Origin of the sequence: Mesorhizobium sp. M0047 (genome assembly GCF_040323315.1) — a bacterium.
Lineage (GTDB): Bacteria > Pseudomonadota > Alphaproteobacteria > Rhizobiales > Rhizobiaceae > Mesorhizobium.
Map to the genome: position 1 here is coordinate 23,418 of NZ_JAMYUW010000005.1, position 25,278 is coordinate 48,695.

Sequence of the window (25,278 nt, forward strand, 5' to 3'; positions counted from 1 at the left end):
TGGCCGTCGCCAACCAGCAGATTTGTTCGCAGGTGCTTGAAAAAATAACGCGGAGAACCCGCAATGGGAGAGTCAAATGTCAGAATCTGAATACAAGCTCGGTATCGCGCAAAGCCTGATCGGTGGCGGCAAAGCTTCCCGCCGCGACTTCATTCATCTTGGGATAGCCGCAGGCCTGACGGTCGCCGCCGCCGACAGGCTCTTCGTCGCCACGGCGCGGGCCGAACCGATGCAAGGCGGCTTCGCCAAGCTCGGCATGGCTCACGGCGCGACGACAGATTCAATCGATCCGGCTGGCTACCCCGATACGTTCACACAAACCGCATTTTCGGGCTCGCTGTCCAACAGCCTCACTGAGGTCGACGCCAAAGGCAATGTCCAACCGGACCTCGCCGAGAGCTTCGAATCTTCGGATGGGGCCAAAACCTGGGCCTTCAAGCTGCGCAAAGCCGCAACCTTCCACAACGGCAGGACCGTGACGGCGGATGACGTCGTGACCTCATTGCAATATCATATGGGCAAGGACACCAAATCGGCGGCGAAGTCGCTGTTGGAGTCCGTCGCCGAGATCAAGGCGGACGGCCCGGAAACGGTGGTCTTCACGCTCAAGAGCGGCAACGCCGATTTCCCTTACATTATGAGTGACTACCATCTGGTCATCATGCCAGCCAAGGACGGCAAGGCGGATTGGGCCTCAGGCGTTCGCACGGGCGCTTTCGTAATCGAGAACTTCCAGCCCGGCGTTTCGGCCAAACTCAAGCGCAATCCGAACTACTTCAAGAACGGTAAACCATACCTCGACGAGGTGGAGTTCATCGCCATTACAGATCTTGCCGCTCGCATGGCGGCATTGTCTACGGGGGAGGTGGACTATATCGGCCGCGCCGACTTGAAGACTCTCGGCATGCTCAAACGCAATCCCAAGGTGGAAATCGTCGAAGTCACTGGCTACGGTCACTATACCTTGCCGATGAATGTCACGATGGCGCCGTTTGATAATCCGGACGTGCGAATGGCCCTGAAATGGGCGATCAATCGTCAGGAGATCGTCGACAAGATCTTTCTCGGCCACGCCACCGTGGCCAACGACAACCCGATCGCGCCAGCGATCAAGTTCGCCAAGGATCCGCAACCGCAACACAGCTTTGATCCGGAAAAAGCCAAGCACTACCTGAAAAAGGCCGGAATGGAGAACCTGAAAGTGGATCTCTCGGTCGCCGATGCCGCTTTTGCAGGCGCGGTGGACGCGGCTTCGCTCATTCGCGAGACGGCAGCCCAATGTGGCATCGACGTAAATGTCGTGCGTGAGGCCGAGGACGCCTATTGGGACAATGTCTGGCTCAAGAAACCCTGGTGCGCTTCCTATTGGAGCGGTCGAGCGACGGCCGACTGGATGTTCACCCAAGCCTTCGCCGCGGACTCCAGCTGGAATGAGTCGTTCTGGAAAAATCCCCACTTCAACGAATTGCTTGTCCAAGCGCGCGCCGAGACGGACGAGGTGAAGCGAGCGGCGATGTATGCGGAGATGCAGCAGCTAACCCACGATGATGGCGGCAGCATCGTGCTGGTCTTCAACAATTTCGTCAGCGCTCAATCCAAAAAGCTCGCACACGGCGAAGTGGCGCCCAATTGGGAGAACGATGGCCTGAAAATGGCCGAACGCTGGTGGATCGCCACTGCATGAGATCGCGGGCCGGAGCCGCGTTGACTGTGAGGCTCCGGTTGGCTTCCCTGGCTGTTGCAAGGGCTGCCGCCCAAAAAGGAGACGTACGCGCATGAACCCTGTCGCAAGGACGGTTCTGGAGCGGCTTGGCCTCGGCCTCATCACTTTGTTCATCGTGTCCATCATTATCTTCTCTGCGATCGCGATGCTCCCCGGCGACTTCGCCAAGGCCACGCTCGGGCAATCGGCGACATCCGAAACGGTCGCCGCATTCCAGCGAGAAATCGGCATCGATCGTCCACCTGTCGAACGCTATTTTGTCTGGGTCGCGCAGATGCTCCACGGTGACTTCGGCTCCTCGTTTGCGAGCCGCACCGGATACCGGCGTAGCGTGGCCGAGATCATCGCGCCACGGCTATACAATACGATGTTCCTTGCAGCGGTGACTGCGCTGATTGCAGTCCCGCTGGCCCTGGGGCTCGGCATTCTCGCCGCGCTGTACCGCAACGGCTGGTTCGACCGGCTGGTGAATGCTGTGACGCTGACAACCATCTCGTTCCCGGAGTTTTTCGTCGCCTATATGCTGGCCTACCTGGTCATCTCGCGCGATACGTTCATCGGATCCGATTTCGCTCAATCGCTGCCGCATTGGCTTGCAGTCTCACTGAGCTGGGCCCTCAATGCTGTTCCCAAATTTCCGACATTGTCGAATGTGAACGACCAGACGCCGTTTTGGGACCACGTCTGGAAAGTGGCCCTGCCGGCAATCACCCTTACGCTCGTGATCGTGGCCCACATGATGCGCATGACCCGAGCGGCCATCATCAACATGTTGGCAAGCCCCTACATCGATATGGCGCGCCTCAAGGGAATGTCCCCGATGGTGATCGTGCTGAGGCATGCTCTGCCCAATGCCTGGGCTCCCATCGTCACCGTGGTGGCGTTCAATCTGGCGTATCTCATCGTTGGAGTGGTCGTGGTCGAGGTCGTGTTCGTCTATCCCGGCATCGGTCAGTTGATGGTTGATGCGGTGAAATCCAGGGATGTTCCGGTCGTTCAGGCCTGCGCCCTGATTTTCGCCGCGACCTACATCCTGCTCAATCTGATAGCCGATATTATCTCCATCGCCACCAACCCCAGGCTCTTGCATCCACGATGACCAGCTTCGAACCTATCGCGGCGATTCAAAGGCTGAGGCGCTCGCGTGCCACCCGAGCGACAACGGCGCTGAAGAGGGCACCCTTCAGCGCATGGTTCGGTATCGTCGTGATCCTCGGCTACGTTTTTGTTGCGGTCCTCGCGCACTGGATAGCGCCATACGGCGAGACTCAGGTCTTCAGCGAAGCCTTCGCGCCGTGGAGCCAGGAGTTCAAATTGGGAACCGATCAGCTCGGCCGCGACATGCTCACCCGCTTGATCTACGGTGCGCGCAACACCATCGCTATTGCAGTCGCGACCACGTTGCTGTCCTTCGCGGTTGGCGTCTCGCTCGGTCTTCTTGCCGCGTTGCACAGGGGATGGGTCGACCAGATATTGTCGCGTGCGGTGGACGTGTTGATGTCGATCCCAAGTCTGATCTTCGCGCTGGTGCTGCTGTCGATCTTCGGCTCGTCGATCACCAGCCTGATTGTGATCATTGCCCTTCTTGATTCCACCCGTGTCTTTCGGCTTTCTCGCGCCGTTGGGCTTAACGTGGCCGTGATGGAATATGTGGAGGTGGCACGATTGCGCGGCGAAGGCGCGAGGTGGATCATCGCCAAGGAAATCCTTCCCAATGTAATGCCGCCGCTGGTCGCAGAGTTCGGCTTGCGATTTTGCTTCGTATTCCTCACCATCGCGGCGCTGTCCTTTCTCGGCGTCGGTATTCAGCCGCCGACCGCCGATTGGGGTTCGATGGTGCGCGAGAACGCAACCCTGATCACTTACGGAGATGTCACGCCGCTCCTTCCGGCCGGCGCGATCGCTCTCCTTACGGTGTCAGTCAATTTCGTCGTGGACTGGTTCCTGCACGCAACAAGCGGATTGCGGGATGAAAAATAGCGGTCCAGGCCCGCGCGAAAAAGGAAAGGATCTACTGCAGATCCGCAATCTGCATGTGGAGGGGTTCTCGGACGAGCGGTGGCATCCCATTGTGCGCGGGGTCGATCTGACGCTGAAGCGGGGGGAGGTTCTCGGCCTGATCGGCGAGTCAGGCGCCGGCAAGTCCACCATTGGCCTTGCCGCAATGGGTTATGCCAAGCCGGGCTGCCGGATCACACAAGGCTCGATCCTGTTCGACGGGATTGATCTTCTGGCAGTCAGTGAAACAGTGCGCCGTCGCCTCAGGGGCTCCCGCATCGCCTATGTCGCGCAAAGCGCGGCGGCCTCTTTCAACCCGGCCCACCGGCTGTTGGAACAAACCGTCGAAACTGCGGTGGCGCATGGAATTGCCAGCCGGGAAGAGGCAAACCGGAGCGCCGTCGATCTTTATCGACGTCTTCAGCTCCCAGACCCGGAGACCATAGGCTTTCGCTATCCTCATCAGGTCTCCGGCGGGCAGTTGCAAAGAGCAATGACCGCAATGGCTATGGCTTGTCGTCCGGAGCTCATAGTATTCGACGAGCCAACGACCGCGCTCGATGTGACGACGCAGGTCGAAGTTCTTGCCTCCATTCGCAACATCGTGGAGGAATTCAATACGGCCGCAATCTACGTGACGCATGACCTGGCGGTGGTAGCGCAAATGGCGGACCGCATTATGGTTCTGCGCCACGGGCTCACTGTGGAGGAGGCTGAAACACGCCAGATGCTCGCTTCGCCTGCCCAGGAATACACCAAAACGCTCTGGGCTGTGCGCAAGCTCGCGAAGCCCGAAGTTCCGGCCGACGAGTATCTGCTGACGATAGACCACGTAACCGCGGCCTATGCCCGAACCGTCAAAGTGCTCCAGGATGTCTCCATCAAAGTTCCACGCGAAAGAACGGTGGCTGTGGTCGGCGAGTCCGGGTCCGGAAAGTCGACCCTCGCTCGGGTCGTCACCGGCCTTCTGCCATTGCTTTCGGGGTCGATCTCTTTTGCCGGCCAGCCCCTTTCGAAGAGCTTGAAGATGCGCCCGAAGGAGGTCCTGCGCCGCATACAGATGATTTATCAAACGCCCGACAACGCGCTAAATCCGCGCCAGACGGTCGAAGACATCATAGCGCGACCGCTTGAATTCTACCTCGGCCTTAGCGGTGCGCAGCGGAATCGCCGGATCGGCGAACTCATGCATATGGTCGAGATGAGCGAAGTTTACCTGGACCGACTGCCGGCCGAATTGTCGGGTGGCCAAAAACAGCGCGTTTGCATTGCCCGGGCGCTTGCGGCCGATCCGGATCTCATCATCTGCGACGAGATTACGTCCGCGCTCGACCAGATCGTGCAGGAGGAAATCCTAAAGCTCCTCATGCGCCTGCAAAGTGACTTCGGCATGAGCTACCTCTTCATCACTCACGACATTGCCACCGTACGGGCGATAGCCGACGAAATTGTCGTCATGCACCAGGGGAAAGTCGTTGAGCAGGGTTTGAAGAGCGAAGTTCTTACGCCGCCGCATCCGGCTTACACCGAACGGCTCTTGTCGTCCATACCGGAAATGAATCCGGACTGGCTCACAACGCTGCTGGCCAGTCGGAAAATCTGTTAGGGATCGCAAGGTGGACAGGAAGAGAACCCCGTCCACCAGGCACCCATCCGTCCTGCTGCCAGAACACCCCGCGACTGCTAGGCCGCATAACACTGGAACGAGAGATGCCGCACGGTCATCACCCGACTGTGCGTTCGATCGTGACACTTTTTTCCCACGTGAGAGCGCGACCAGCAAGACGGCGCGATTGTCGCGGCTGCGCCGACTGCAGCCAGCGCGGTCGCGTCGGTTCATGAGTAGCGCGGTAGTGATCGCACCCTGGTGATATCAGCGGCTTGACGATGCCCCGGTGAAGCGCTTCCGCTGCCGTCAGAAGGCATTCGATTTCAGCCTGTGAGAGCTGTTTGGCCATTGCGACACCTTTTCAGAGTCGCCCCACCCGGATCTCGTCGATGACGTCGGCATGCCGACATAGGCGATCGGCCAAATTCATGAGGTCCGACGGATACGGCTCCATCAGGTCGCGCGGGTCCGGCTCGGGCCCGAGCTAGCGCATATAGTCTTCAGGAGCCAGGATCACGGGCAATCGATCATGGATTGTCGCCATCAATTCGTTCGGCTCGCATGTGGCGATGGCAAACGTGCGGATGAGTTCGCCCGTGAACTTATCGGCATATTCTTCCCAGATGCCGGCCATCGCAGCGGGCGTTGACGGGCGGTGGCCGGCCGCTTCCATCGCACGCCCAGGCGGGAACCAGGCCCATTTGGCAGACACGAAGCCGGCCATGCTGGTGGAAAGCTCTTCGCGAATGATGACCGGCTATGTATCGGCCGGTCGTCCGTTCCATCACCGGAAGCGATTGCTCAGCAACTCGACGTCGCAAGGGTGGGCGAACTCGAAGCGCCGTACCATGTCCGGATCATCGATTTTGCGAAAACACGTCCGCACATTCGGCCAAGCTCACACGTCACGTTGGGGAAGACCAAAATGGGCACAAAGCGGGAACGAGTCGTCGGGTTGCCGACGCCGCGATGGATCGCCTTGGTAACGGCTGGATCGATGCCGTTCGTCGCATCCATCCGGAGAAAGGCATTCTACACCTATTGGAACTTCTCCTACCGGGGCGGTTATGATCGGAGTCCCGGCCTCGGGATGGACTCCTCGTCAGCCCATCACTTTCGAACAGGCTACGTGATGCCGGCGTGGAAGCTGACGTGCGAGGTTGGGAAAAGCCGGGTGATCATGCGCCAGCCTGGATAGAACTCGACCTTTCCGCCCAGGTTGCGGGTCAATCGTGAGGCTGGATGATCGTCGCTCCCGGAAGCGAAGCGTTTCTTTTGCCAGCGGCCTCTGCCGCGCAGGCACATTCCTGATCTTGCACCCGCGGTTGCGGAAATACTGCATATGCCTTTTGCATGTCACCGCACAGCGATCCAGAACTAGGGCCCGGGTGACAACGTTTTGAAGGACGGCATTGCCGATTACGTCGGCGGGGCGCTTCTGGCCTTTAGGTCCGGTGGGCATTCCTAGTTCTCCGCATGGCTAAAAACGACAGTGCCGTTGTCCTTACGAACTTCAACGGATACGATTCCATCGTCACCCTTTCGGGTCTGGAACATGGAGGTAGCGTGGTCTTTGGCCGCCTTCTCGGCGTCGAAGATCACCTTATCGATGATGCCCTGCCTTCCATACCAGATGACAGTGAAGGCCATTGTCGCTCCATGCTTTCCGCTAAGCATATAGGCGGTCGGCCCGATATGGGAAATGCATATTGCATCCCGTCAAATTTCAAACTGAGACACTACCGACAGCGCATGATCTTGCGCCAACTCAACGCCCGCATCGGCAACGATGCGGGCTTTTTTGGTCATATCAGAAGTTCGGCAAAACCCGGCCGGGCAAGTCCGCGAAGCAACCAAGGGTCTGGCGGCGCGTTGAGTTCGGGAACTTCATCGAGGGACAGAACCTTCAAGGGAGATGCCGAGATGGCCGACGACAAGAGCAAGCGGGATTTTGGCGATAGAGACAGACTGGCGGGCGACGAGGAGTATGAGGTTGGCTATTTCGCCAGCAAGTTCGGTCTCACCATCCCGCAGGTCCGCGAACTTGTCGCCAAGCATGGGAATGACCGTGAAACTCTTGAGCGCGAGGCGAAAGCGCTTGGCACGCGATTAGCGCGAGACCAACAGGCCAAAGTCAGGTCGCCCCGTTTATGAATCGGATCGCCGCGCCGGGTTGGCCGCGTACATTTTTGGGAGGTTCTTGTGATGTCCGTTCAATGTCGCGTTTCGGTCGACGATAGCCAATTCATCGACAATATTACATTTCAGGTGGTGCCACGTATCGGCGAGAGCATTTCAATGTCGCTCCACGGAGCCCACACCAATCTGCGCGTTTTGCGGGTATTGCACTTGCCCGAAGGTGAATCCCCCGATGGTTCACTCATTGTCTTGGAACTCACCAGCAAAATTCTGTGATCGTGTCAGTGGCCGAGGCTCGCGTTCGCGATTCAGATCCTGCACTCATCAACCTGCCGCACTGCTTCCTGCTTGGCGATCCCATACCGCTCCTGGATACGCCCCAGCAGTTGGTCGCGATTGCCCGTCAATTCGTCAGGACTCATTCTCCTTGGCTTCGATCAGCTCATAGGCTCGACCGACGGCGAATTGACCCGTGAGGCCAAACCCGCCGCCGGCCGATGCGATCCGGACTCAACGGGTCAGAACGAGGGCCTCCTCCTCGTCGCGCTGCTTGCCACCGTACACTGCTGCAACGCTCGCTATGAAGGCGCCGACAACCATCGACAATGCGCCTATAAGTGCGAAGGACGCAGTGGCTTTCCTTACTGTATCGGCCGCCTGCTTGGCCTTGGCCTTGGTGTCGTCGACTTTGGCGATCACCGCATCCACTCGAGCCTTCGCATCGGCCTCCGACAGGCCTGTGCGGGCGGCGACGAGTTGCGCCAGATAGGCCTTGTCCTCAGGCGATATCTGGCCATTTGCCGCCCCCGCCAGCAGGATTCGCGTCGCCTGTTCCGTAGCGGTGGCGCCGTTCTGTTCATTGGCGGGCGCTGCGGCGGGGGCCGCCGCGCGGAACAGAGAATCCACAAAATAGCCGGTCCAGATGCCAGAAGGTGGGGCACCTGTCGTAGCCGCATTGGCGGCTGCTGTCGTTGCCCCCGTCGCGGCGCCTGACGCCACGGAGGATGCAGCCTGCACACCCGTGCCCAGCGCCGCCGAAAGAGCCGAGCCCAGCACGCCGGCAACAAGCAATGTTGCCAGCGCCCACGCAAGGAAACCGTGCGCGGTGTCACGAAAAAAGACTTCGTCGGTGTGGACATTTACCCACTTGGTGCGCAGCCGGCCGGTGAGATAGCCGCCTAAGCCAGCTGATAGCCATTGAACGACGACAAGCCAGGCAGCCGCCGAAACCGCGAAGGTCGTGGTCGAAGCGCTCGCTCCGGTCCAGGGCGAAACCATGGTCAGTCCTAGACCGGAGCCGACCAGCATCAGAATAACCGTCAGCGTCGAGGCCGCGAAAGCGCCCGCGACGATCGGCCCCCAGCTGACGGCCGATGAGGATGACTCAGTGACCGGCGTGATGTCTGTCGATGAAACCACGGTTCCCATTTTCACCCCCTACCGCGCAAGAAGCATAATCAGAATGATGATTGGGATCGGCACTCCAAGCAACCAAAGCAAGATACCTCGACCCATAACTACCTCCTTTAAAAGGTGCTGAGACGAAGTAACAATTCTCCATAAAGGTTTTCGTTCCAAAGCTGCCGCTGGGCATTATGCGGCAACTCTCCTGCGCGAGATTGGTCCAGGCACGCAAGTTACCCGGCTGACGGCAAGCGGTGCCTTGTCGTGGAATCTGCCCCTCGATACGTGCGGAGTTTACCGCGCCTGTGTCGCGCCGCCTTGTCGAGAGCCTTGGCTGGGCCCGTCATTGTTTTGGTGGGCAATAAGACTCAATCGTTTGGGAAGTTCCAGGGGCTTGAGGCTGTTCAGGAGGTTAGGCGTAAGAAAAGGCTGTCCTGCGCGGACCGCGTTTCCATAGCCGCCATCGCATTCGGCTCGTAGGCAGCGATCGCGAGAAGTTCCCAGGTGGGCCGGCGCCTTTCGGGCGGGTGGGTTGCATCCAAGGCTCCAGCCGGGCGCGTCGCCGCAAGCACAAGCTAACATACGTTCGCCACCGCCATATTGTGTTATTACGCAGGCAGGTTTCGCGCGCTACTCGCGCACGGTTACCCGCGATGTCGGTGAGACCTCGGCGATGGAATCCATATCGACAGTGACGAGACCGCATCCATCGATACGAATGGTGACTTTGCCGTCCTCTTGATCGACGCGCGTCGCGAAACCACTGATTTCGACTTTCTGGCCTACCTTGGCCTTCTGCGGCGTGTCGATGGCAAGCGGGAAATTATAGGTCGGCACACTAACGCTCGAAACGCCGTCCTCCATCACCTTCAGGATGGTGGCCGATAGCGTGATCTCATCTCCGACTTTCGGTTTTCGGGCCATGCAAATCGCTCATGATCGTGATCGTGATTGAAACATGCAACTCAGCTAAAATGTTCCCGATCCTGCTCACTGCCATTGGATTAATCGAGTCATTGCTAATTTTGCTCAAAATGCCATCGCTGGGTGTCCCCTCAAGCCCCCGAGCACCGGCCGACGCGGCCTGCGTCCGCGAAGGTTTAGAGCGTGCCGGCCTCCCTATCGCGCCAGCACACCTTGTGGGCTGCGCGAAGGCGTTCCACCCGGTCGGCCAAGCCCATTCCCTCAAGGGCTAGAAGCCTCCGCACGACGACGACCAGTAGCTGAAGAGGACGAAAAGCCCCGCCATAGGAGCGAGCTGCGCCGAACTCTTGAAGCGGTCACATCCATGAGGTTAGAGCACTCGTGAGTTGTATGTGAGCCGTCTGCATCAGGCTTTGCCTAAGTGCGCGCCCTGGCCGTCATAAGACGGCAGGCGAGGCCGTCTCCGGCCAAGCTTTTCGCTATCAAGACGTTGCTAAAATATACGTTATCCATGCCGGAACCAGGTGGTCAAGCGCACGTTCCCTCGTGCAGTCACGACAAGCTTGTTGACCTGAAGGAGGTTAAAATGAGCATGAAACTTCTCGTTGCTGCAATCGCGCTCGCATCGATGGGGGGTGTGGCGATGGCTGGTTCCACAACCGGCACATCCGCGCTCGACGATCCTGCCAAAATGTCGCCGTTCTTCACCGATGCCGGTATGAAGACATTGAGGTCCGAAAAGGATTTCAAGACCGCGTGGACGGCCATGAAACCCGACGAACGAACGGCGGTGCTGAAAGACTGTGGCGACACCACGCTTAACAAGGCGCATGCGGATTTTTGCGCAATGGCCAAGAAGATGGGCAGCTAAAATAGCGCTGCCAACCACCGAAGACGAACATCGAGTCCGGCTTCGGTGGTCGTGAATGGATGGCGTGCTTCGTCGGCGATTGCCCAACGCCTTTGTTCCTGCGTCGCTGTTCAAGCCGATTGAGTTGCGAAACTGATCGGCAGCATCACCATTGAGTGGATGCGCGACGGGCTCGCTGGGCGAGCCGGAACTGGATGAGCACTTACCTATTCCACGCGGTCGGACGCAGCCACCATGCTGATCGCAGCCTGACCATTTCGAAAAGGATTGCGCCTCGATGACCTGCCTTGCCTCTGGGGCGGGAGATCTGGGTCTTCTCGGAACATTAGGCATTTAGCGAAGTTTGGTTGAACGGCTCGCTCTTGGGGCCAAAACGATGGCCAGGCGGGCTTTGAGAGGAAGCTATGATCGATGTCACGCCTTCGCTTCACGTCTGTCGCCGCCGGGCACTGCAAATTGGCCTGGGAGCAACCCTCGCTTCAACCATCGACCTTGCTCCGGCTTCGCCTGCTTTTGCGCAGGATGACGTCAAGGACGAAGACATCTTCCGCTTTTCACTCAACCTCGAATACATGGAGGCGGAATACTATCTTCGGGGTACCACAGGAAAAGGCATCGAGGATTCAGATGCCGGTTCCAAGCCCGGCGATGTGGTTGGCGGCAAACAGGTTTCCTTTGAAACGCCCGCGCTCGGTGAATTCATGCGGGAAGTCGCGGAAAACGAACTTGCCCATGTTAGGTTTTATCGCAAGACGCTTGGGTCGGACGCCGTCGACCGGCCGGCAATCGATTTTGATGCCGGCTTTGCTGCAGTGGCGAAGGCTGCAGGCCTGGGTGCGGACTTCGACCCCTTTGGCAACCAGATGAATTTCGTGCTCGGGGGCATGCTGTTTGAGGATGTGGGTGTAACGGCCTACGCTGGAGCGACAACCGTTCTAAAGAACAAGCAGTTCCTGGCTGCTGCAGCCGGTATTGTCGCGGTCGAAGCTTACCACATGGGAATGGCGCGGTCTTCGCTCTATCGCATGGGCGAGAAGGCCTGGAAGGCTGCCAATGCGATTTCCGACGCGCGGGACAAGATCGACGGGCCCGACGACAAGGACCAAGGCATCTATGTCGACGGCAAAGCCAACTTCGTTCCTTCGACGCCAGACGCGATCGCCTTCACAAGAACACCGCAAGAGGTGCTGCGCATTGTCTATCTGACCGATCAACCCGGAGTGAGCATGGGCGGTTTTTACCCAAACGGGATGAACGGAACGCTCAGGAGCACTTAAATGATGGAACCTGTCGGACACCCACAATATGACTGTCGTCGGCAGATATCCCCTTCATCCGTTTTCGTCCCGATGAGAACGCGATGAACGTCAGCAGCGAAGCGACGAAGTCTTTGTGGGCGCTTGACGCCAGCTTGCCCACCGCTCCCCGTCTTGAGCAAAACGAGAAATGCGACGTGGCCGTGATTGGGGCTGGCATCGCCGGGATTTCGGTTGCCTACGAACTGGCACTGGCGGGACGCAAAGTGGTGCTCGTGGATCGTGGACCCTTGCTCGGCGGCATGACCTCGCGCACGACCGCCCATCTGGCGCCCATCTGCGACGACGGGTTGAGCGCGCTGGTCGAGATGCGTGGCGAAGCTCTGGCGCGCGGCTTTCAGGCAAGCCAGCGAGCCGCGGTCGACCGGATCGAACAGCATGTCGCCAGCCTGGAAATCGACTGCGATTTCCGGCGACTGGAGGGGTTCCTTTTCCCCGCCGCATGGATGGATGAGAAGGAGGCCGCCAGACGATGCAACGAGGAGTATGCGGCTGCGGCAAAGACGGGCGTCGAAGTCGAGCGTGGCAAGGGCGTGCCGCTCAAGGGTCATCAATCGGCGCCCGTCCTGCGCTATCCGGGCCAGGCCACTTTCCACCCGCTGAAGTACCTGCGCGCCCTCCTTGCTGATTTCAAGAAGCGAGGCGGCAAGGCCTTCGCCCACAGCGCCGTCGTCGAAATCAAGGAGGGGAAGCAAATTCGCCTCAAATGCGACAGCGGCTCAACCATCACGGCTTTGAACGCGGTGTTTGCAACCAACTCTCCGATCAACACTTGGGTCAAAATCCACAGCAAGATGGCGCCCTATCGCACCTATGCGATGGCTTTCGAGATCGCCGGGGGAATTCTCCCGGACGCGCTCTACTGGGATATGGACGACCCCTATTATTACGTCCGCCTCAGCCGCGGGTCTGGTAAGACCGACTGTCTCATTGCGGGCGGTCGCGATCATAGATCGGGCGAGACGGACGATGGCGAGGCGCGCTTTGCGGCGCTCGAGGCCTGGATCAGAGCGCTGGTGCCCGATCTTGGTGCGGAAAGAGCGAGATGGTCAGGTCAGGTTCTCGAAACCATTGACTATTGTGGCTTCATCGGCCGCAGCCCGGGCAACGGCAACGTCTTCATCGCCACCGGCGACTCCGGCCAAGGCATGACGCATGGTGCATTGGCCGGACGGCTGATCCGTGATCTGATCGTCGACGGATCGAATCCGTGGGAAGCCGTCTATGCTCCCGACCGGACGCCGCCCGCTGCCTTCACGCATTACATCAATGAGAACCTCACGACGGTGAAGAATCTCGCCGGTTACTTGCTACCCGGCCAGATAAAATCGGCCAGGGATCTCAACCCCGGAGAAGGCGGCGTCTTTCAGGACGGCTTGAGCAAACTCGCCGTGTGCCGCGACCGCGCCGGCAAGTTGCACAGGCGATCAGCCACTTGCACCCATCTTGGCTGCATCGTGCACTGGAATTCCACCGAGCAATGCTGGGATTGCCCCTGCCATGGCTCGCAGTTCGCGCCGGACGGGACGGTACTTAACGGCCCAGCGACCCGATCTCTGGTTCAGCCGAAGTCATAATGCCAAACGTCAGAGGCGGATCAGCCGGACGGCATAAGCCAGCTTGTTGTGGCGTGCTCTTTTTGCTGGTGGACAAGCCGTGTTTCGCCTAATGGCACTGGGCTGCATGCCCCGCATTCTCGGGCAGCGAAGGCCCGGTATGTCGAGCCGGTTTTGTTCGAGCAATCCCTCGCTGGTCTGTTCGAAATTGCTCGTCCGATAGTAGCCGCATTTCGGATTGATCGGGGGCCTGGATTGCGAATGTAACCCTTGGCCCTTACCGACGGCGCATGGAAGAGCAGCTGGCGCCTTCGCTCGCACCCTTGCACGCCCTAAGACCAAGCAGACAGCGCCAGCGTTGGAGCCTTCGATGATGCTTATAGTCGGCACTGCGGCGGTTTTCGCCGCAAACCTCTTCCGTTCTTTCAGCGCACGATCCGCCGAAAGACCGCCGGTATGTCAGACAGGTCACGATGCGCTGCCGTTGACCAGCGGCGTATGCATCCTAGTTGCAGTCATCCGCGTTCGAGAGGAACATTCCGTGCATCCTGGCCTCTGGATAGCATTCGTCGGAACGGTCATCGCACTGCAAGTGCCACCGGGGCCGGACAGCATGCTTGTGATGGCGCGCGGAATTGCGCAGGGCCGTGGAGTTGCGCTGTTCACTGTGCTCGGGATGACCGTCGGAGCGGGCATGGTGCAACTGCCCCTTATCGCGCTTGGCCTCACTACTCTCATTAGAGCTTCACCGCTCGCGTTCGCTGCGCTCCAATGGATGGGAGCGGCCTATCTCATTTGGCTCGGGCTTCGGCTGATTTTCACAGCCGCGCATGTCCCTGCCCAGCACGATGGGAGGTCGCCCGGGCACCTTGCGGCGGCAGGCGAAGGCATGATCGCCAATCTAATCAATCCTTGGCCCATCACTTTCATGGTTGCATTCCTGCCCCAGTTCGTGGACCCGCATGGAAGTTCGATTACGCTCCAACTCTTGTTGCTGGGCGCCACTCAGAAATTGACGGGCGTACTCGTGTTAGGAACTTATGCCATGGCTTCGGGCAGCATAGGGACGTGGATCATGGCGCATCCCCGCGTAAGGCTTTGGCAGCAGCGGATCGCGGGCTTCTTCATTGTCGGCCTCGGGCTCCGAATGGCCTTTGGTGGTGGAGCAAGCCATTGAATCTAACGCTGCCGAATTGCGCCGGAGACCCTACAGGGGGAGGAACATCTTCTCTTCGCCTCGAATCTCTTGCGGGCCTCCTGAGCGGGCATGTTGCCTTCCACAGCAGACAAGCAGGTTTCCACCGCCTGTTTCCTTAGGGCCTTAGGGCCACGCCTCGTACACTTCAGGAGATGCTCGGAGGCACCTTCGGCATGACTGACCCGAAGCGGATGCCAGGTTTGTCTGTCCTGACGTAGACCGGAGGTTGAATCAATGCAGAGCCGTCAGGGCTCTCTGAGGACGAAGAGCACGAATTGATCGTGAAGCGTCGCTCAGTCCATGATGATCTCGACCAATTCCGGTCGGTCTCTCGTAGGACGGGCCCGGCCTTATGAACTGCGGCGATGGTGTGACCGGAGGCAATGCTTGCCAACCGGGATGAAACGCATCGCCGCCTCGACCAACTCGTTGGCGGTGGCCACGGGCTCGCAAACTGCTTGAAGCCTCATGGCTCCTCCCCCCAAGGGAGAAACCTAAGTGGTCTATGGTTCACCAAACGAAGATCAAGTTTGGATGTATCAAGCCAAGAGGCCGGGTGAATAGGGACCGACGCGACCTCCGTCGCGTCTTTGCGTTTGCACTTACATTAGCTTAAGAGCACATTAAAGCAGCCGGTGAAGTACCTCGTACCGGTTAGGCTCGGCGCCAGTCCCCCAGACCCCTCGACGCCGGGCCGCTCGGGTGACAAGGCACCTTTCCGTTTTGCCTAGTCTCGCCGCCGCTTCTTGTCGCGCAAATTGAGAAGCTCGACCAGATCATCAGCCTCTTCGACAGGCATGTCGATCAACGGAACGCCCAACTCGACGGCAGGCATGCCGGTGAACACGTCGATGACGTCCCACGTGCCTTCAGGCGTTCTTTCCATGTCATATCGTCGCGTCATCGGGGCAGAGCGTTCAACGCTGCGTATCGTCCGGCTGGGCATCGGGTCCTTTTTCATCAAGTTCATCGGCCAATGAAGCAATGTTGGGGGGCAGCTCGGGCTCCTGCCAGTTTAAGAGCTTGCGCAGGTGCCGGCGCAGGATTTCCGTGCGAATCCAGCGCCGCACGATTTCGGCAATAGCCTTCTGCCTTGATCGATCAAGTTCTGGCATGTTCGGAACTCTCGGAACTTCGTTTACACGCCGAACTCACCCACCATGGAATGGTTCCTGCCGCTGAAACATTGCCGCTACCGCTACCCTTGGCGCCGGTCGTTCGTCGATTTCACATCGAAGACAGGTGACGCAGCCTTTTTGCGGAATGGTGGGAAGTCTGGGTTGTTGAAGCGCGCGTTACTGTTTTGCATGGCATGGTCGAGCTCGCCGCCAACCAAGATGACAATGGAAGAAATCCATATCCAAATCAGGAAACCGATGATCCCGCCGAGCGAACCATAGGTTTCATTATAGTTTCCGAAATTGCCCGCATACCAGGAGAACAGAAACGATCCGACCAGCCAGCCGAGTGCCGCGACGGCGCTGCCCCAACTTATCCAGCGCCATGGCGCTCTCTGCCGGCTCGGACCGAAACGATAGAGGAGGGCGAAGCCGAGCGCGACGATTGCAAGCACCACAGGCCAGCGCAGAATTCGGATGAGCAGGTCCGTCGCCCCAGACAGTCCGACGAACGACAACAGGATTGGGACCGCCACGGCAGCGCCGATTGCCAGTAGCCCCAGGACGATCCCGCCCATCGTGAAGGCCAAAGAAACCGCATTGATGCGGAAGAAGCCGCGTTTCTCCTTCTCGCCATAAATTATATTAAGGGCATCGAAGAGTGCCTTAACGCCGGCGTTGGCACTCCACAGCGAGGCGGCAAGACCGATTATGAATGCCAGCCCAAGAGTTCCGCTTCGCTGCGAGGCGATGTGCTGCATCTGGTTGCGGATAACTTCCAGTGCCCCGGCGGGTAGCAAGCCTGAGATGCGGTCGAAGTGTGAGGCAATAGTCTGCGGATCGGCGAACAATCCGTAGACGGCGACCAGTGCGGCAATGGCAGGGAAAATGGCAAGGATGGTGTAAAAAGCGATTCCCGCAGCAATGGCAAGCACGCGGTGTTCTGTGATGCCCGTCTTAACGCGAAGAAGGATGTTCCTCCAGCTTGCGAACGAGCTTGCGAACCGATTGGTCAGGCGCTGCTGGCCAGCGTCACTGTTTTCCTCATGCAGCGGCGTAGCAGCTGGAGCGGCGTATCGACGTGGTGAGAATCCGAACGCCAGCAGAACCAGAGTAGCCGCAGGAACCCAAAATGGAGTGAAATCCCTCTTGTGAAGGGAGCGGTTCTCCGGCTGGCCGGTGGCAGTCGTTGTCATCACCCTGCTTTGTCGTGCTCTTCGTTCGCCTGCGGTGTGCGCGCGGTGTTTTCTCTTGAGGCTGCTTTGTTGGCCCTGTCTGGCTCTGCCGCTGCCGCGGGCACGGCCGGCCTTGCTGGCTCCTTTCCTTCTTCTTTTGTCTTAGTGGCAACGTCTTTCTCGCCGGACGGAGTTTGTTCAGCACCGTCTCCGGACTGGCGATGTCGGCCGGGTTGCGGACTGCGTGGGTCTTCTGGCGCAGCGCCTGCTTTTTCGCGCATCAGCCGATCTTCCGCTTCCGAGGGCGGCAAAGCCGCACCGATTGCCGCGCCGACTGCCAAGCCGATGCCCGCCATGACAAGCGGCTCATTGCGGCAGAAATTCAGCAGGCTCTGAGTGGTCGATGCGAGGCCATGGCCGAGGCTTCGTGCCGAACCGCCGATCGCCATCGCTGTTCGGCTGGTGCCGTCGGCCACCGCGTCATAAGTCGAGGATGCCGTCCTTGAGACAGATGCTGCCGCCGATTGAGCATTCTCCCCAGCGGCTGCGCCCAGGCGCCCAGCTGCATCCCTAATTTGGGAACCGGCCGCCGCACCAGCTTCCGTGACTGAGTCGGCGACGGCCCCAATCTTGTCACTCATCCGGTCCAGGTCGCTGCCTTCGGGCTTGGGGCGTGTGCCAATGTCGGCGGCTCTGCCGTTTGCCGGGCCAGCGCACATCAGCCAAGCGATTCCGGCTCCGATTAAGGTGACGGGCAGCGGATTTCTTGCCATCTGATGGCGCAGGCCACGATAGAATTCACCGGCATCGCCTCGACCGGCGTAGTCGCTGAACTGATCCAGAATTTGGCCAGGCGTGACGCTGGCCCTCAGTTCGTCAAGTGTGTCCACGAGCTGCGAGCGTGTCCGCTCCGTCTCGCGCTCAAGCTGCTCTGTGTAAGTCATGGCGATGCCTCGCTTGTTCTTTTGCAACGGATGCGTCCCGCTGAAGCTGGTGAATGGTCTTGTCGGGCATCATCGTTTTGATTTTGAGCCGGTTCATGCCCACGAGAAGGAAGATAAGACCCAACACCAAGGCTATGCCGCCCACGATCAAGGCGGATGCGGCGGCTGTGATTCCAAGTGCAGGCGCCAAAGCGGCGACGCCGGCCTGAAACAGTATGACCAGCGCCGGAATGAGCAGCACAGCGCCGCCAATCACAAGGCTCAATCCGGCCGTAGCACGGCCTATGTTCTCCGAAATCTCGCTGCGGGCAAGTTGTCCTTCCTTTCGCAGCAGGGTCGTGAATTGCAACACGACATCCGAGAATATGTCCGGAATGGACCGGCTATGTCCGAGAGGTGTCATTTTCTTCTCCTGTCAGGGGTGCGTTCCGCCGTGCTTCTGAGGGCCGGGAGACCTCTTCAGAACCCGCGCGAGAGTGATCCCTGCCAGAATGGCTCCGCCGAAGAACGCCGCAGGCTGAGTGTGTGCGAAATCGCCAAGGTCGTTAACCAGATCCTCGACTCTGCGCTTACGCAGTGCAGCGGCTGTGCCTTCCAGACGTGACGCGGCGTCGTGAACGTAGTCAGCACTTCGTGGAAATTGCTTCTCCAGCTCATGGGCAGCGCTATGGATCGCGTCAGCCATCTCGTCGATCCGCTCAGCGCCAGCTTCCTTCTGTTGCTCCGCCGCTTGGCGTGCATGCTCTTTCATCTCATTGGCCTGGACCATGTTAGTCTTCCTCAGTTCGGTCGTCGCCCTAGGGGACGACCGGTTTATTACGTTGAGCTTAACTACGATCGGGAAATTGAGTTCCGGCCGACTGGAAAAAGTCATTGGCCGTTGCCGGACAGCAGTTCACTCAGGGGACTCGGCGGCTCTGCAGTCGCACTTGAGAGGCGCTCCTAACCACTGGTCGAGGGAACCGCGTCTCGAACAATGGAGCGTCCGAAAGCAAGTTGACCGGCCCTCTCACGCGCTGCTCCTCCTGAACCACGGCTGAACGCCGTCTTCAGCATCGGTTCGAATTGCATCTCCTAAAACGAAGCCGTTCAAACTCGCGGTCCCGTCCGCCAAAGGAGACGCTCTCATGATCCGCAATTCTTTCACCGCAACCGCGCTCGCCGCTCTTGTCGGCATTGCCGTCGCTGCCCCGGCCATGGCCAACGACGTGAGCATCGAGCAATACGGCTGGTCCAATTCGGCTGGTGGCGCCCAGAACGGCTTCAAGAACCGTATCCGGGTTTACCAGGACGGCCGCTTCAATAAGGTGATCGGCCAGCAGCGCGGCCGCCATAACCTTTCGGCCATTGGCCAGCAGGGGATCGGCAACTACGGCGCCACCTATCAAAATGGCAATCGCAACGTCGCAGGCGTCGCCCAGTTCGGCTCCAATCACACCACCATCCTGACTCAGGACGGCAACGGCAACATCGCTGCCGGCGTGCAGGTTGGCCACGGCTGCGATGCCAATGTCAGCCAGGGTGGCAGCGGCAATGTCGCCGCTTTCGTTCAGGCCTGCCCATAAGCAGCACCGGCTGGGCGGCCGCGGAAACAGTCCGCGGCCCACGAATGCCAAGGAGACGAACCATGCCAAGCATCGTCAAACCTCCCCGTAGCGTCATGACCGCATTCGCCCTGCTTCTGATCCCGGCCGGCGCTTTGGCGACCATGGCCACCGCCGGTCAGGCCCTCGGGCCGGTGCGCTGCGAGATCCGCGCAACGCCGGAAGGCGACATGGTCTCGCTGGAGGCGCTCGCCCATGCCAACAAAAGCGTGAGCGGCACCTATTCCTTCCATGTTGAAAGTGCCGCTCGCACCGGCAGCACCAACATCGAGCAGGGCGGCGCCTTCAGCACAGCGCCCGGCAAGCCAGCTACGCTCAGCGCTGTCACGCTCGACGCGAAGGGCGGCGTCTATGACGCCAGGCTCGAGCTCACGGTCGATGGCAAGAGCATCAGCTGCGCCGAGCAGTTCGGAGGCGCGACCTGATCGGATCGCCAGACTTGCGAAAAGGGCGTCGGCAATCGGCGCCCTTTTCCTATGTGCGTCAGGCCGGGAGTGAATGAACGACAGCTGAACGAAGGATTCCGGCAGGGTTCAGCCACCAGATGAGAAGGTTGGCACAGGCTGGGGCAGCCGGAAAATGGAGACCAAGATGACCCGCAATACATTGAAAACTCTTGCCGCCGTTCTGGTTGCCGGCAGCATCGGCCAGGCGGCGCTGTCCGCACCGGCTTACGCGGGCGGCCGGGTTTCGGTGACATTTGCCCCCGGCAACGTTCGCGACGCCGGCGCCCTGGCGACTGGACTGCGCTTCTATTCGCTGTATCGCGGCCTGCATGGTGCAAGCATCCGCCAGTCAGGACACGGAAACGCAGCTGGCATCGGCCAGAATGGTCGCGGCAATCTGGGCATCATCCAGCAGGAGGGTAATGGCCATTCCGCCACCCTGCAGCAGAATGGCAATGACAACGCTTACAGCATTTTCCAGTTCGGAAGGACTACCGACGCCAACGTCGCACAGAACGGCAATGCCGGTGGCGGTGCCACCTTCAGCTACGGTTGGTAACTGCCGGCGATGAGCCATGAAATTTAGGGTCGCCGCTGGGAACGAAGCATAAAGCGAGCAAATTTAGAAATGTAATGGCCGATCGCGTAGAACCATATAAAAGAATAAGAGTCAGGGCAGCCGAAGTGCGTCAATCGTAAAAGATCTTCTAAAGCGCAAAGGCTGATCAGGACCGGTATAGTGCGAAACACAATCCCGAAAATCGCAGCTTCATTTGCATTCCTGCCGCAATCATGCGGCCCCGCGCTTCCGCCTATTTCCAGACAGAGCCTAGGCGAAACCGCCTGTTGTGGTCGGGCCGAATTTCAAACTGACCCACTACCCAGCCTTGCGCTCCAAAGACTACACGGCTATATATCTGGATATAGCACGGAGGCACGCGATGAGCAACAGTGCGCAGAAAAGAGCGATCGACAATTATCGGTCCCGCCTGACCGCGCGTGGCATCGCGCGGTTTGAAATCCAGGCGCTCGACGCCGACCGCGATCTACTAAGGAGCCTTGCCCGGAAGTTGACGGAGGAGGGGCCGGAAGCTGGCCGGCTTCGCCGGACCATACAGCAGGCCGTGGCGGGTGAACCTCCGAAAACGGGCGGTATTCTCGCCGCATTGCGTCGCTCGCCTCTGGTTGGTGCCGAGCTCGACCTCAGCCGGCCGCGAGAAGAGGGGCGTAAGGTCGACCTGTGAGGCGCTACCTCCTCGATACCAATATCATCAGCAACGCCATAAAGCAGAAGCCTTCGGAATCGCTGCTGGCCTGGATGGGAACTCAGAACGACGATGACCTCTTCATCGCTTCGCTAACCGTTGCGGAAATTCGCCGCGGTATTCTGGAGAAGCCACGCGGTAAGAAACGTGACGCACTGGACAAGTGGTTCTCTGGGTCGGAAGGGCCGCCGGCTCTGTTTGCCGGCCGCATCCTATCGTTCGACGACAAATCGGGGCTGATTTGGGCGCAACTGATGGCAGAAGGGAAAGCGGCCGGCCGGCCGCGTAGCGCGCTCGACATGATCATCGCCGCTGTCGCCAGTGCGAATGACTGCGTGGTGGTGACGGATAACGAAGTGGACTTCGCCGGACTTCAGATCGTCAACCCGATGCGCGGAACGGTCTGATGCAGCGGCGGATCAAGGAATGCATGATGTCTTCGCTGATGCCGTCGGGAAGTAGACCTGCTCGGTGTCGCCGCTCATATTGGCGAACGGCAGGACGGCGATCGAATGCTTTGCCGGCGTTGACCCTGCCGGCCGGCTGGTCGAGGGTTCCGACATAGCGATCGCCTTGGTCCCGGCGCTGCCGACTTGCAGCGAATAGACCACGATCGGCTCGGCGAAATTATTGAGTTGTGTGCTGTGGAGATCGCGGACCGAGAGGACGAGCGTTGCCTTGACCTGCCGATAGGCATCCTCGGAAAGGCAGATGGCGCCGGGCGCCGCCACGCCCGCAGCACACGGCATCCAGACTGCGGAACCAACCAGCGCCCCATCGCCGGCCACTTGATCGCCCGGCCGTTGTACACGGCGATGATCGAGCTCTCGCTCGGCCGCCGCCTCTGGATATGGACCCTTGCAAGGTCGCCACCGTGCCTGGCGCCGGCCCGATTCCCTCGCGAATGGCTTTCTCGGAGGGGCGCAAATACCATCACCACAGCCGGTTGTCGGAGGAATGGTTTCGGGGACCATCATTACCGGATATGACGCAAGAGCCCGAAACCACTCGAAATTGCGATGCAACTCAGGCCGCCATTGTCGGCATTTCTATCCCGTGCTGCTGCATTGCCGCGCCGATCCGCGCGAAGTCGGGCTGCGTCTGCGGCTCGGCCGTGCCGATGTCGCGGAAGAAGATGACCATAGAAGTTTCTATGAGCACGAGCATCCGCACCGGGTGGCTGCTGTCGTTTGAGTAATTATGCGGCTCTCTGGGACCGATACGCACCGAGGTTCCGGGGCTCGCGACCGTCACCTCGGGCGGGCCGCCCTCGGCAAAGTGGCGGACCGTGAGTTCGCCCTCGATTACATAAAATTGTTCGGGCGACGCGTGGCTGTGCGGCGGGGTGCCGGAGCCCGGCGGGACCTCGACCTCAATGAGTTCGAGGTTCGAGCCCACAAGGCCTCCCAGGAAGCGGATGCGATCGGCGACGACCCAGAGGGTCTGGCCGTCGTAGGGGTTGGTGACGTCAATTTTCATTACCTGTCTCTTTCATTTGCGATGTAACGTCCGCTGGAGCGTGGCCCGAGGTGACTGCGGACAGTATCACCTCAATTGCCCAGGATGCGGTCTCGCCAGCCTCGGTTCCGGTGAGACCGCCGTAGTCCTTCAGGACCTCCCAGGCAGAGGCCGAGAAGAGAAGATGGACTAGCGACTTGATCTTCTCGGCCTCGGCGGGCGGAAGGGAGGCGATGGCGGGAGCGAGTGCGTGAGCGAAATTGGCACGCCGCTTCGCCACCGTGCCTGTACGCATCTCGCGGCCGGTCCGGGAGTGTAGCGAGGAGCGGATCGCCGCTTCGTGTGTGTCGAACTTTGGGAACGCTTGTCGTGGGCCATCGACGAGGTCTTTTAGACTCTCAGGTGTCGCGGAGACACCTATCCGGGCATTCAGCCAAGGCCAGAAGGTGGCCAACAGGTCGTCCTTAGTCGCGAAGTGGCGAAACACGGTCCGCCGCTGCACTCCGGCCCTCAACGCGATGGCTTCCGTGCTGATCTCGTCCGCGGCGCTCGCCGAATCCAACAGTTCAAACAGTGCGATAAGGATCGCCTCGCGTGTCTCACGCGCTTTTTCCTCGCGCACGGGGCTGTTGTAGGCACGGACACTAGACATGCGGCTCGTTCCAAATTTCACGACACTACCTGTGTCATTAAATTTGACCCCTGTCAATTGATGGCACCATATGTGTCCTTAAATATCGCAGGAGTCCGTGAGTGGCTGGATTCCCAACGCCGGCCGAATGCGTTTGAGTCCCCGCCAGGCCAGTGCAACACAAAGCCGCCGCGCGCCATCACGCCGACTGAGGTGAAGGCGGCCACCGCTCGATTATTGCGTTGGAACCTTTGCCCTTCGTGGCGTAGTTTCATCCTGAACTGGTCGCGCCTGCCGGCGATGCGGTCAAGATCATCATCAGTGAGCTTGCCCCATTGTTCCTTCACCTGCCTTTGACTTGCTTCCAATCTCCTTCGACGCGGTTCCAGTCCATGGTGGCGAACTCTTCGTTTCTCTCGTGGAAAAACGGTCGTATGGCGTGGGGTTCAGCTACAACGGTGAAGAGGCGACGACCTCAATTGGAAGTCGATTTTTGAATCAGACTCGACGGAACATTAACAGCCCCTAAGGGTTGTGCCTGCGGCAGGTGCCCTCCATCGCCTGCTGAAGATCGGTGTCCTCTGATCGGCCCGCGCTTTTACAGATGGCGCGGGCTTCAATTGCACAGGCGATGTGATGATGGTCGGAACCTACGTTGTCAGACCACCAAGGATAAGGCGCTGGCTATGGCAAAGGAGATCGGTGCCAAGGTGCGGGTCGAGGAGGTGAAGAAGCGGTAAGGCCCGTCTGGCGAGGCAACGGGAGTTCGCGAATGGTTACATTGACGGTATTGAGCAATATCTCGTGCTTGGACATTCCTGGGGAGCTTGGGCAAGCCTCGTGCCGGCCCGCAGGCATGCTCCACCGCTGGCCGTGGTGCTGCTCTCCGGCTATCCGGCGCCGCGGCTCGATCTTGCGCTGGCCGCACTCCCGGCCCTACCGGTGATCGGCACCGCTCTCCGTCACACCTGCTGCCGCTGCTTGTGAGGCTGGCCTGGCCTTGGGCGAAATGTTGGCCGCAGGCCTGTTGTCGAAGGCTAGCTAGAAGAATATCGCCGAGCCGACCGGCATCGTGGCCGGATCTGGAGACCGGCTGTTCGACGGGCAAGCGGATGCACCACGCCTGCATGGAGAGATCAGTGGGTCTCTCTTTGAGATCGTTTCGGGCCTCGGCCACAGGGTTCGTAAGGGCGCCGCGGGCGGTGTTCGCGATAGTGGCAAGATTGGAGGGCTCGTCGCCACAGCTCGAGACCGCCCGACGTATCGAGGGGGGGACGAGCGCCGCTTTCACAAAAATGGCATTCAAAAGACATGAGTGATCAACGTCCCGCCGACATGCAGTCCGTCCTTCGCCAGAACATACAGACTCTGGTCGACCACAGACGACAACAGGAGGAAAACCAAGGCGTTCAGGTGCGAGTTGCTGGCGCCGTTTCGCGCTTCGCGGGAAGCATGACTTTTGTCTATTTGCATCTCGCAATTCTTGTAGCCTGGATTCTCGCGAACCTTGGCGCCATACCATCCATCCCAGCTTGGGACCCCACTTTTGTGATCCTGGCCATGGTCGCCTCCGTCGAGGCAATCTTCTTGTCCACTTTCGTGCTGATCAATCAGAACAGAATGGCTGAACACAGCGAGCACCGAGCGGAACTGGACTTGCAGATCAGCCTTCTCAACGAGCATGAAACCACGCGACTGATCGAGATGGTGGCTGCTTTGACGGCACGTCTGAATGTCTCGACCCCCGCCGACAACGAGCTGCCGCAACTGGCAGAGAATATCGATCCCCAACACGTGATGAACCAAATTCAGCAAGCTTCTGGAGATCAGGGCGAAGGTTGAGCAAAACGAGGTCGCCGCCGCGAGTGATGCAGCCAGAGCATAGATGCGACGCGCATT

General features: G+C 59.5%; 28 protein-coding genes and 3 pseudogenes. 17 read left to right on the plus strand and 14 right to left on the minus strand.

The window, feature by feature from the left end; genetic code table 11:
• Positions 1-76: 76 nt before the first annotated feature.
• The 4 genes from NKJ89_RS06150 to NKJ89_RS06165 all read left to right on the plus strand — a co-directional run bounded on the left by NKJ89_RS06150 (position 77) and on the right by NKJ89_RS06165 (position 5,327).
• Positions 77-1,684, plus strand: a complete 1,608-nt coding sequence (locus tag NKJ89_RS06150; protein WP_352600832.1) for an ABC transporter substrate-binding protein — start codon at positions 77-79, stop codon at positions 1,682-1,684.
• Positions 1,685-1,775: 91 nt separating this feature from the next.
• Positions 1,776-2,822, plus strand: a complete 1,047-nt coding sequence (locus tag NKJ89_RS06155; RefSeq protein WP_352600834.1) for an ABC transporter permease — start codon at positions 1,776-1,778, stop codon at positions 2,820-2,822.
• Complete coding sequence (locus NKJ89_RS06160) at positions 2,819-3,703, plus strand: ABC transporter permease (protein ID WP_352600836.1); 885 nt, start codon at positions 2,819-2,821, stop codon at positions 3,701-3,703. The genes NKJ89_RS06155 and NKJ89_RS06160 overlap by 4 nt, the downstream gene beginning before the upstream one ends.
• Entirely contained in the window at positions 3,693-5,327 is a 1,635-nt protein-coding gene (locus NKJ89_RS06165) for an ABC transporter ATP-binding protein (protein ID WP_352600838.1), read from the plus strand. Before NKJ89_RS06160 ends, NKJ89_RS06165 begins: the two co-directional genes overlap by 11 nt.
• A 487-nt stretch (positions 5,328-5,814) precedes the next feature.
• Here NKJ89_RS06165 and NKJ89_RS06170 read toward each other — a convergent pair whose 3' ends face one another.
• Entirely contained in the window at positions 5,815-6,054 is a 240-nt protein-coding gene (locus tag NKJ89_RS06170; RefSeq protein ID WP_352600840.1) for an SOS response-associated peptidase family protein, read from the minus strand.
• Positions 6,055-6,806: 752 nt separating this feature from the next.
• Here NKJ89_RS06170 and NKJ89_RS35710 point away from each other — a divergent pair.
• Positions 6,807-7,484, plus strand: coding sequence for a DUF3606 domain-containing protein (locus NKJ89_RS35710; RefSeq protein ID WP_502904092.1), 678 nt, complete (start codon positions 6,807-6,809; stop codon positions 7,482-7,484).
• A 51-nt stretch (positions 7,485-7,535) separates the two neighbouring features.
• On the plus strand, positions 7,536-7,745 hold the full coding sequence (locus NKJ89_RS06180; RefSeq protein ID WP_352600842.1) for a hypothetical protein: 210 nt from the start codon (positions 7,536-7,538) through the stop codon (positions 7,743-7,745).
• A gap of 32 nt (positions 7,746-7,777) precedes the next feature.
• Here the strand turns inward: NKJ89_RS06180 and NKJ89_RS35715 are convergent.
• The 3 genes and pseudogenes from NKJ89_RS35715 to NKJ89_RS06190 form a co-directional block, all read right to left on the minus strand.
• Positions 7,778-7,882 (minus strand): annotated as a pseudogene (locus NKJ89_RS35715) (CsbD family protein); the annotation flags it as partial.
• Positions 7,883-7,979: 97 nt separating this feature from the next.
• Positions 7,980-8,897, minus strand: a complete 918-nt coding sequence (locus NKJ89_RS06185) for a hypothetical protein (protein ID WP_352600844.1) — start codon at positions 8,895-8,897, stop codon at positions 7,980-7,982.
• A gap of 606 nt (positions 8,898-9,503) precedes the next feature.
• Positions 9,504-9,797, minus strand: a complete 294-nt coding sequence (locus NKJ89_RS06190; protein WP_352600846.1) for a hypothetical protein — start codon at positions 9,795-9,797, stop codon at positions 9,504-9,506.
• A gap of 11 nt (positions 9,798-9,808) precedes the next feature.
• On the opposite strand from NKJ89_RS06190, the gene NKJ89_RS06195 reads away from it, so the two are divergent.
• The 5 genes from NKJ89_RS06195 (at position 9,809) to NKJ89_RS06215 (ending at position 14,717) form a co-directional block, all read left to right on the plus strand.
• Positions 9,809-10,069, plus strand: a complete 261-nt coding sequence (locus NKJ89_RS06195; RefSeq protein WP_352600848.1) for a hypothetical protein — start codon at positions 9,809-9,811, stop codon at positions 10,067-10,069.
• Between the two features lie 314 nt (positions 10,070-10,383).
• Positions 10,384-10,668: a hypothetical protein gene (locus tag NKJ89_RS06200; RefSeq protein ID WP_352601137.1), complete on the plus strand. Its 285-nt coding sequence runs from the start codon at positions 10,384-10,386 to the stop codon at positions 10,666-10,668.
• A 404-nt stretch (positions 10,669-11,072) separates the two neighbouring features.
• Positions 11,073-11,945, plus strand: coding sequence for a ferritin-like domain-containing protein (locus tag NKJ89_RS06205; RefSeq protein WP_352600850.1), 873 nt, complete (start codon positions 11,073-11,075; stop codon positions 11,943-11,945).
• Positions 11,946-12,028: 83 nt separating this feature from the next.
• The gene (locus tag NKJ89_RS06210; RefSeq protein ID WP_352600852.1) at positions 12,029-13,561 is read left to right on the plus strand and encodes an FAD-dependent oxidoreductase; all 1,533 of its coding nucleotides are present in this window, start codon (positions 12,029-12,031) and stop codon (positions 13,559-13,561) included.
• Between the two features lie 349 nt (positions 13,562-13,910).
• Positions 13,911-14,717 carry a LysE family translocator gene (locus NKJ89_RS06215; RefSeq protein ID WP_352600854.1) on the plus strand — a complete coding sequence of 269 codons (807 nt, stop codon included), beginning with the start codon at positions 13,911-13,913 and terminating at the stop codon, positions 14,715-14,717.
• A 748-nt stretch (positions 14,718-15,465) separates the two neighbouring features.
• On the opposite strand, the gene NKJ89_RS06220 is transcribed toward NKJ89_RS06215, so the two are convergent.
• From NKJ89_RS06220 to NKJ89_RS06245, 6 genes are all read right to left on the minus strand, one after another.
• Entirely contained in the window at positions 15,466-15,624 is a 159-nt protein-coding gene (locus NKJ89_RS06220; RefSeq protein ID WP_198032214.1) for a hypothetical protein, read from the minus strand.
• A gap of 31 nt (positions 15,625-15,655) precedes the next feature.
• On the minus strand, positions 15,656-15,853 hold the full coding sequence (locus tag NKJ89_RS06225) for a hypothetical protein (RefSeq protein WP_352600856.1): 198 nt from the start codon (positions 15,851-15,853) through the stop codon (positions 15,656-15,658).
• A gap of 83 nt (positions 15,854-15,936) precedes the next feature.
• Positions 15,937-17,052, minus strand: coding sequence for a YihY/virulence factor BrkB family protein (locus tag NKJ89_RS06230; protein ID WP_352600858.1), 1,116 nt, complete (start codon positions 17,050-17,052; stop codon positions 15,937-15,939).
• Positions 17,052-17,975, minus strand: a complete 924-nt coding sequence (locus tag NKJ89_RS06235; protein ID WP_352600860.1) for a DUF3618 domain-containing protein — start codon at positions 17,973-17,975, stop codon at positions 17,052-17,054. Before NKJ89_RS06235 ends, NKJ89_RS06230 begins: the two co-directional genes overlap by 1 nt.
• Entirely contained in the window at positions 17,953-18,378 is a 426-nt protein-coding gene (locus NKJ89_RS06240) for a phage holin family protein (RefSeq protein WP_352600862.1), read from the minus strand. Before NKJ89_RS06240 ends, NKJ89_RS06235 begins: the two co-directional genes overlap by 23 nt.
• Before the next feature lie 12 nt (positions 18,379-18,390).
• Positions 18,391-18,744, minus strand: coding sequence for a hypothetical protein (locus NKJ89_RS06245; protein WP_050589506.1), 354 nt, complete (start codon positions 18,742-18,744; stop codon positions 18,391-18,393).
• A gap of 358 nt (positions 18,745-19,102) precedes the next feature.
• On the opposite strand from NKJ89_RS06245, the gene NKJ89_RS06250 reads away from it, so the two are divergent.
• From NKJ89_RS06250 to NKJ89_RS06270, 5 genes are all read left to right on the plus strand, one after another.
• On the plus strand, positions 19,103-19,540 hold the full coding sequence (locus NKJ89_RS06250) for a curlin (protein WP_352600865.1): 438 nt from the start codon (positions 19,103-19,105) through the stop codon (positions 19,538-19,540).
• 62 nt (positions 19,541-19,602) lie between these two features.
• Complete coding sequence (gene csgH / locus NKJ89_RS06255; RefSeq protein WP_352600867.1) at positions 19,603-20,004, plus strand: curli-like amyloid fiber formation chaperone CsgH; 402 nt, start codon at positions 19,603-19,605, stop codon at positions 20,002-20,004.
• Between the two features lie 166 nt (positions 20,005-20,170).
• Positions 20,171-20,584: a curlin gene (locus NKJ89_RS06260; protein WP_352600869.1), complete on the plus strand. Its 414-nt coding sequence runs from the start codon at positions 20,171-20,173 to the stop codon at positions 20,582-20,584.
• A gap of 382 nt (positions 20,585-20,966) precedes the next feature.
• Complete coding sequence (locus NKJ89_RS06265) at positions 20,967-21,269, plus strand: hypothetical protein (RefSeq protein ID WP_352600871.1); 303 nt, start codon at positions 20,967-20,969, stop codon at positions 21,267-21,269.
• Positions 21,266-21,697, plus strand: coding sequence for a type II toxin-antitoxin system VapC family toxin (locus NKJ89_RS06270; RefSeq protein ID WP_352600873.1), 432 nt, complete (start codon positions 21,266-21,268; stop codon positions 21,695-21,697). Before NKJ89_RS06265 ends, NKJ89_RS06270 begins: the two co-directional genes overlap by 4 nt.
• 13 nt (positions 21,698-21,710) lie before the next feature.
• Here the strand turns inward: NKJ89_RS06270 and NKJ89_RS06275 are convergent.
• The 4 genes and pseudogenes from NKJ89_RS06275 to NKJ89_RS06290 all read right to left on the minus strand — a co-directional run.
• Positions 21,711-22,123: pseudogene (locus tag NKJ89_RS06275) on the minus strand (adenylate/guanylate cyclase domain-containing protein); the annotation flags it as partial.
• Between the two features lie 193 nt (positions 22,124-22,316).
• The gene (locus tag NKJ89_RS06280; protein WP_352600875.1) at positions 22,317-22,769 is read right to left on the minus strand and encodes a cupin domain-containing protein; all 453 of its coding nucleotides are present in this window, start codon (positions 22,767-22,769) and stop codon (positions 22,317-22,319) included.
• A complete protein-coding gene (locus NKJ89_RS06285; RefSeq protein WP_352600877.1) occupies positions 22,759-23,400 on the minus strand; it encodes a TetR/AcrR family transcriptional regulator in 642 nt (213 codons plus the stop codon). Before NKJ89_RS06285 ends, NKJ89_RS06280 begins: the two co-directional genes overlap by 11 nt.
• A gap of 242 nt (positions 23,401-23,642) precedes the next feature.
• Positions 23,643-23,773 (minus strand): annotated as a pseudogene (locus tag NKJ89_RS06290) (CsbD family protein); the annotation flags it as partial.
• A gap of 917 nt (positions 23,774-24,690) precedes the next feature.
• On the opposite strand from NKJ89_RS06290, the gene NKJ89_RS06295 reads away from it, so the two are divergent.
• Positions 24,691-25,221 carry a DUF1003 domain-containing protein gene (locus tag NKJ89_RS06295; RefSeq protein WP_352600878.1) on the plus strand — a complete coding sequence of 177 codons (531 nt, stop codon included), beginning with the start codon at positions 24,691-24,693 and terminating at the stop codon, positions 25,219-25,221.
• The last annotated feature ends 57 nt before the right edge of the window (positions 25,222-25,278 follow it).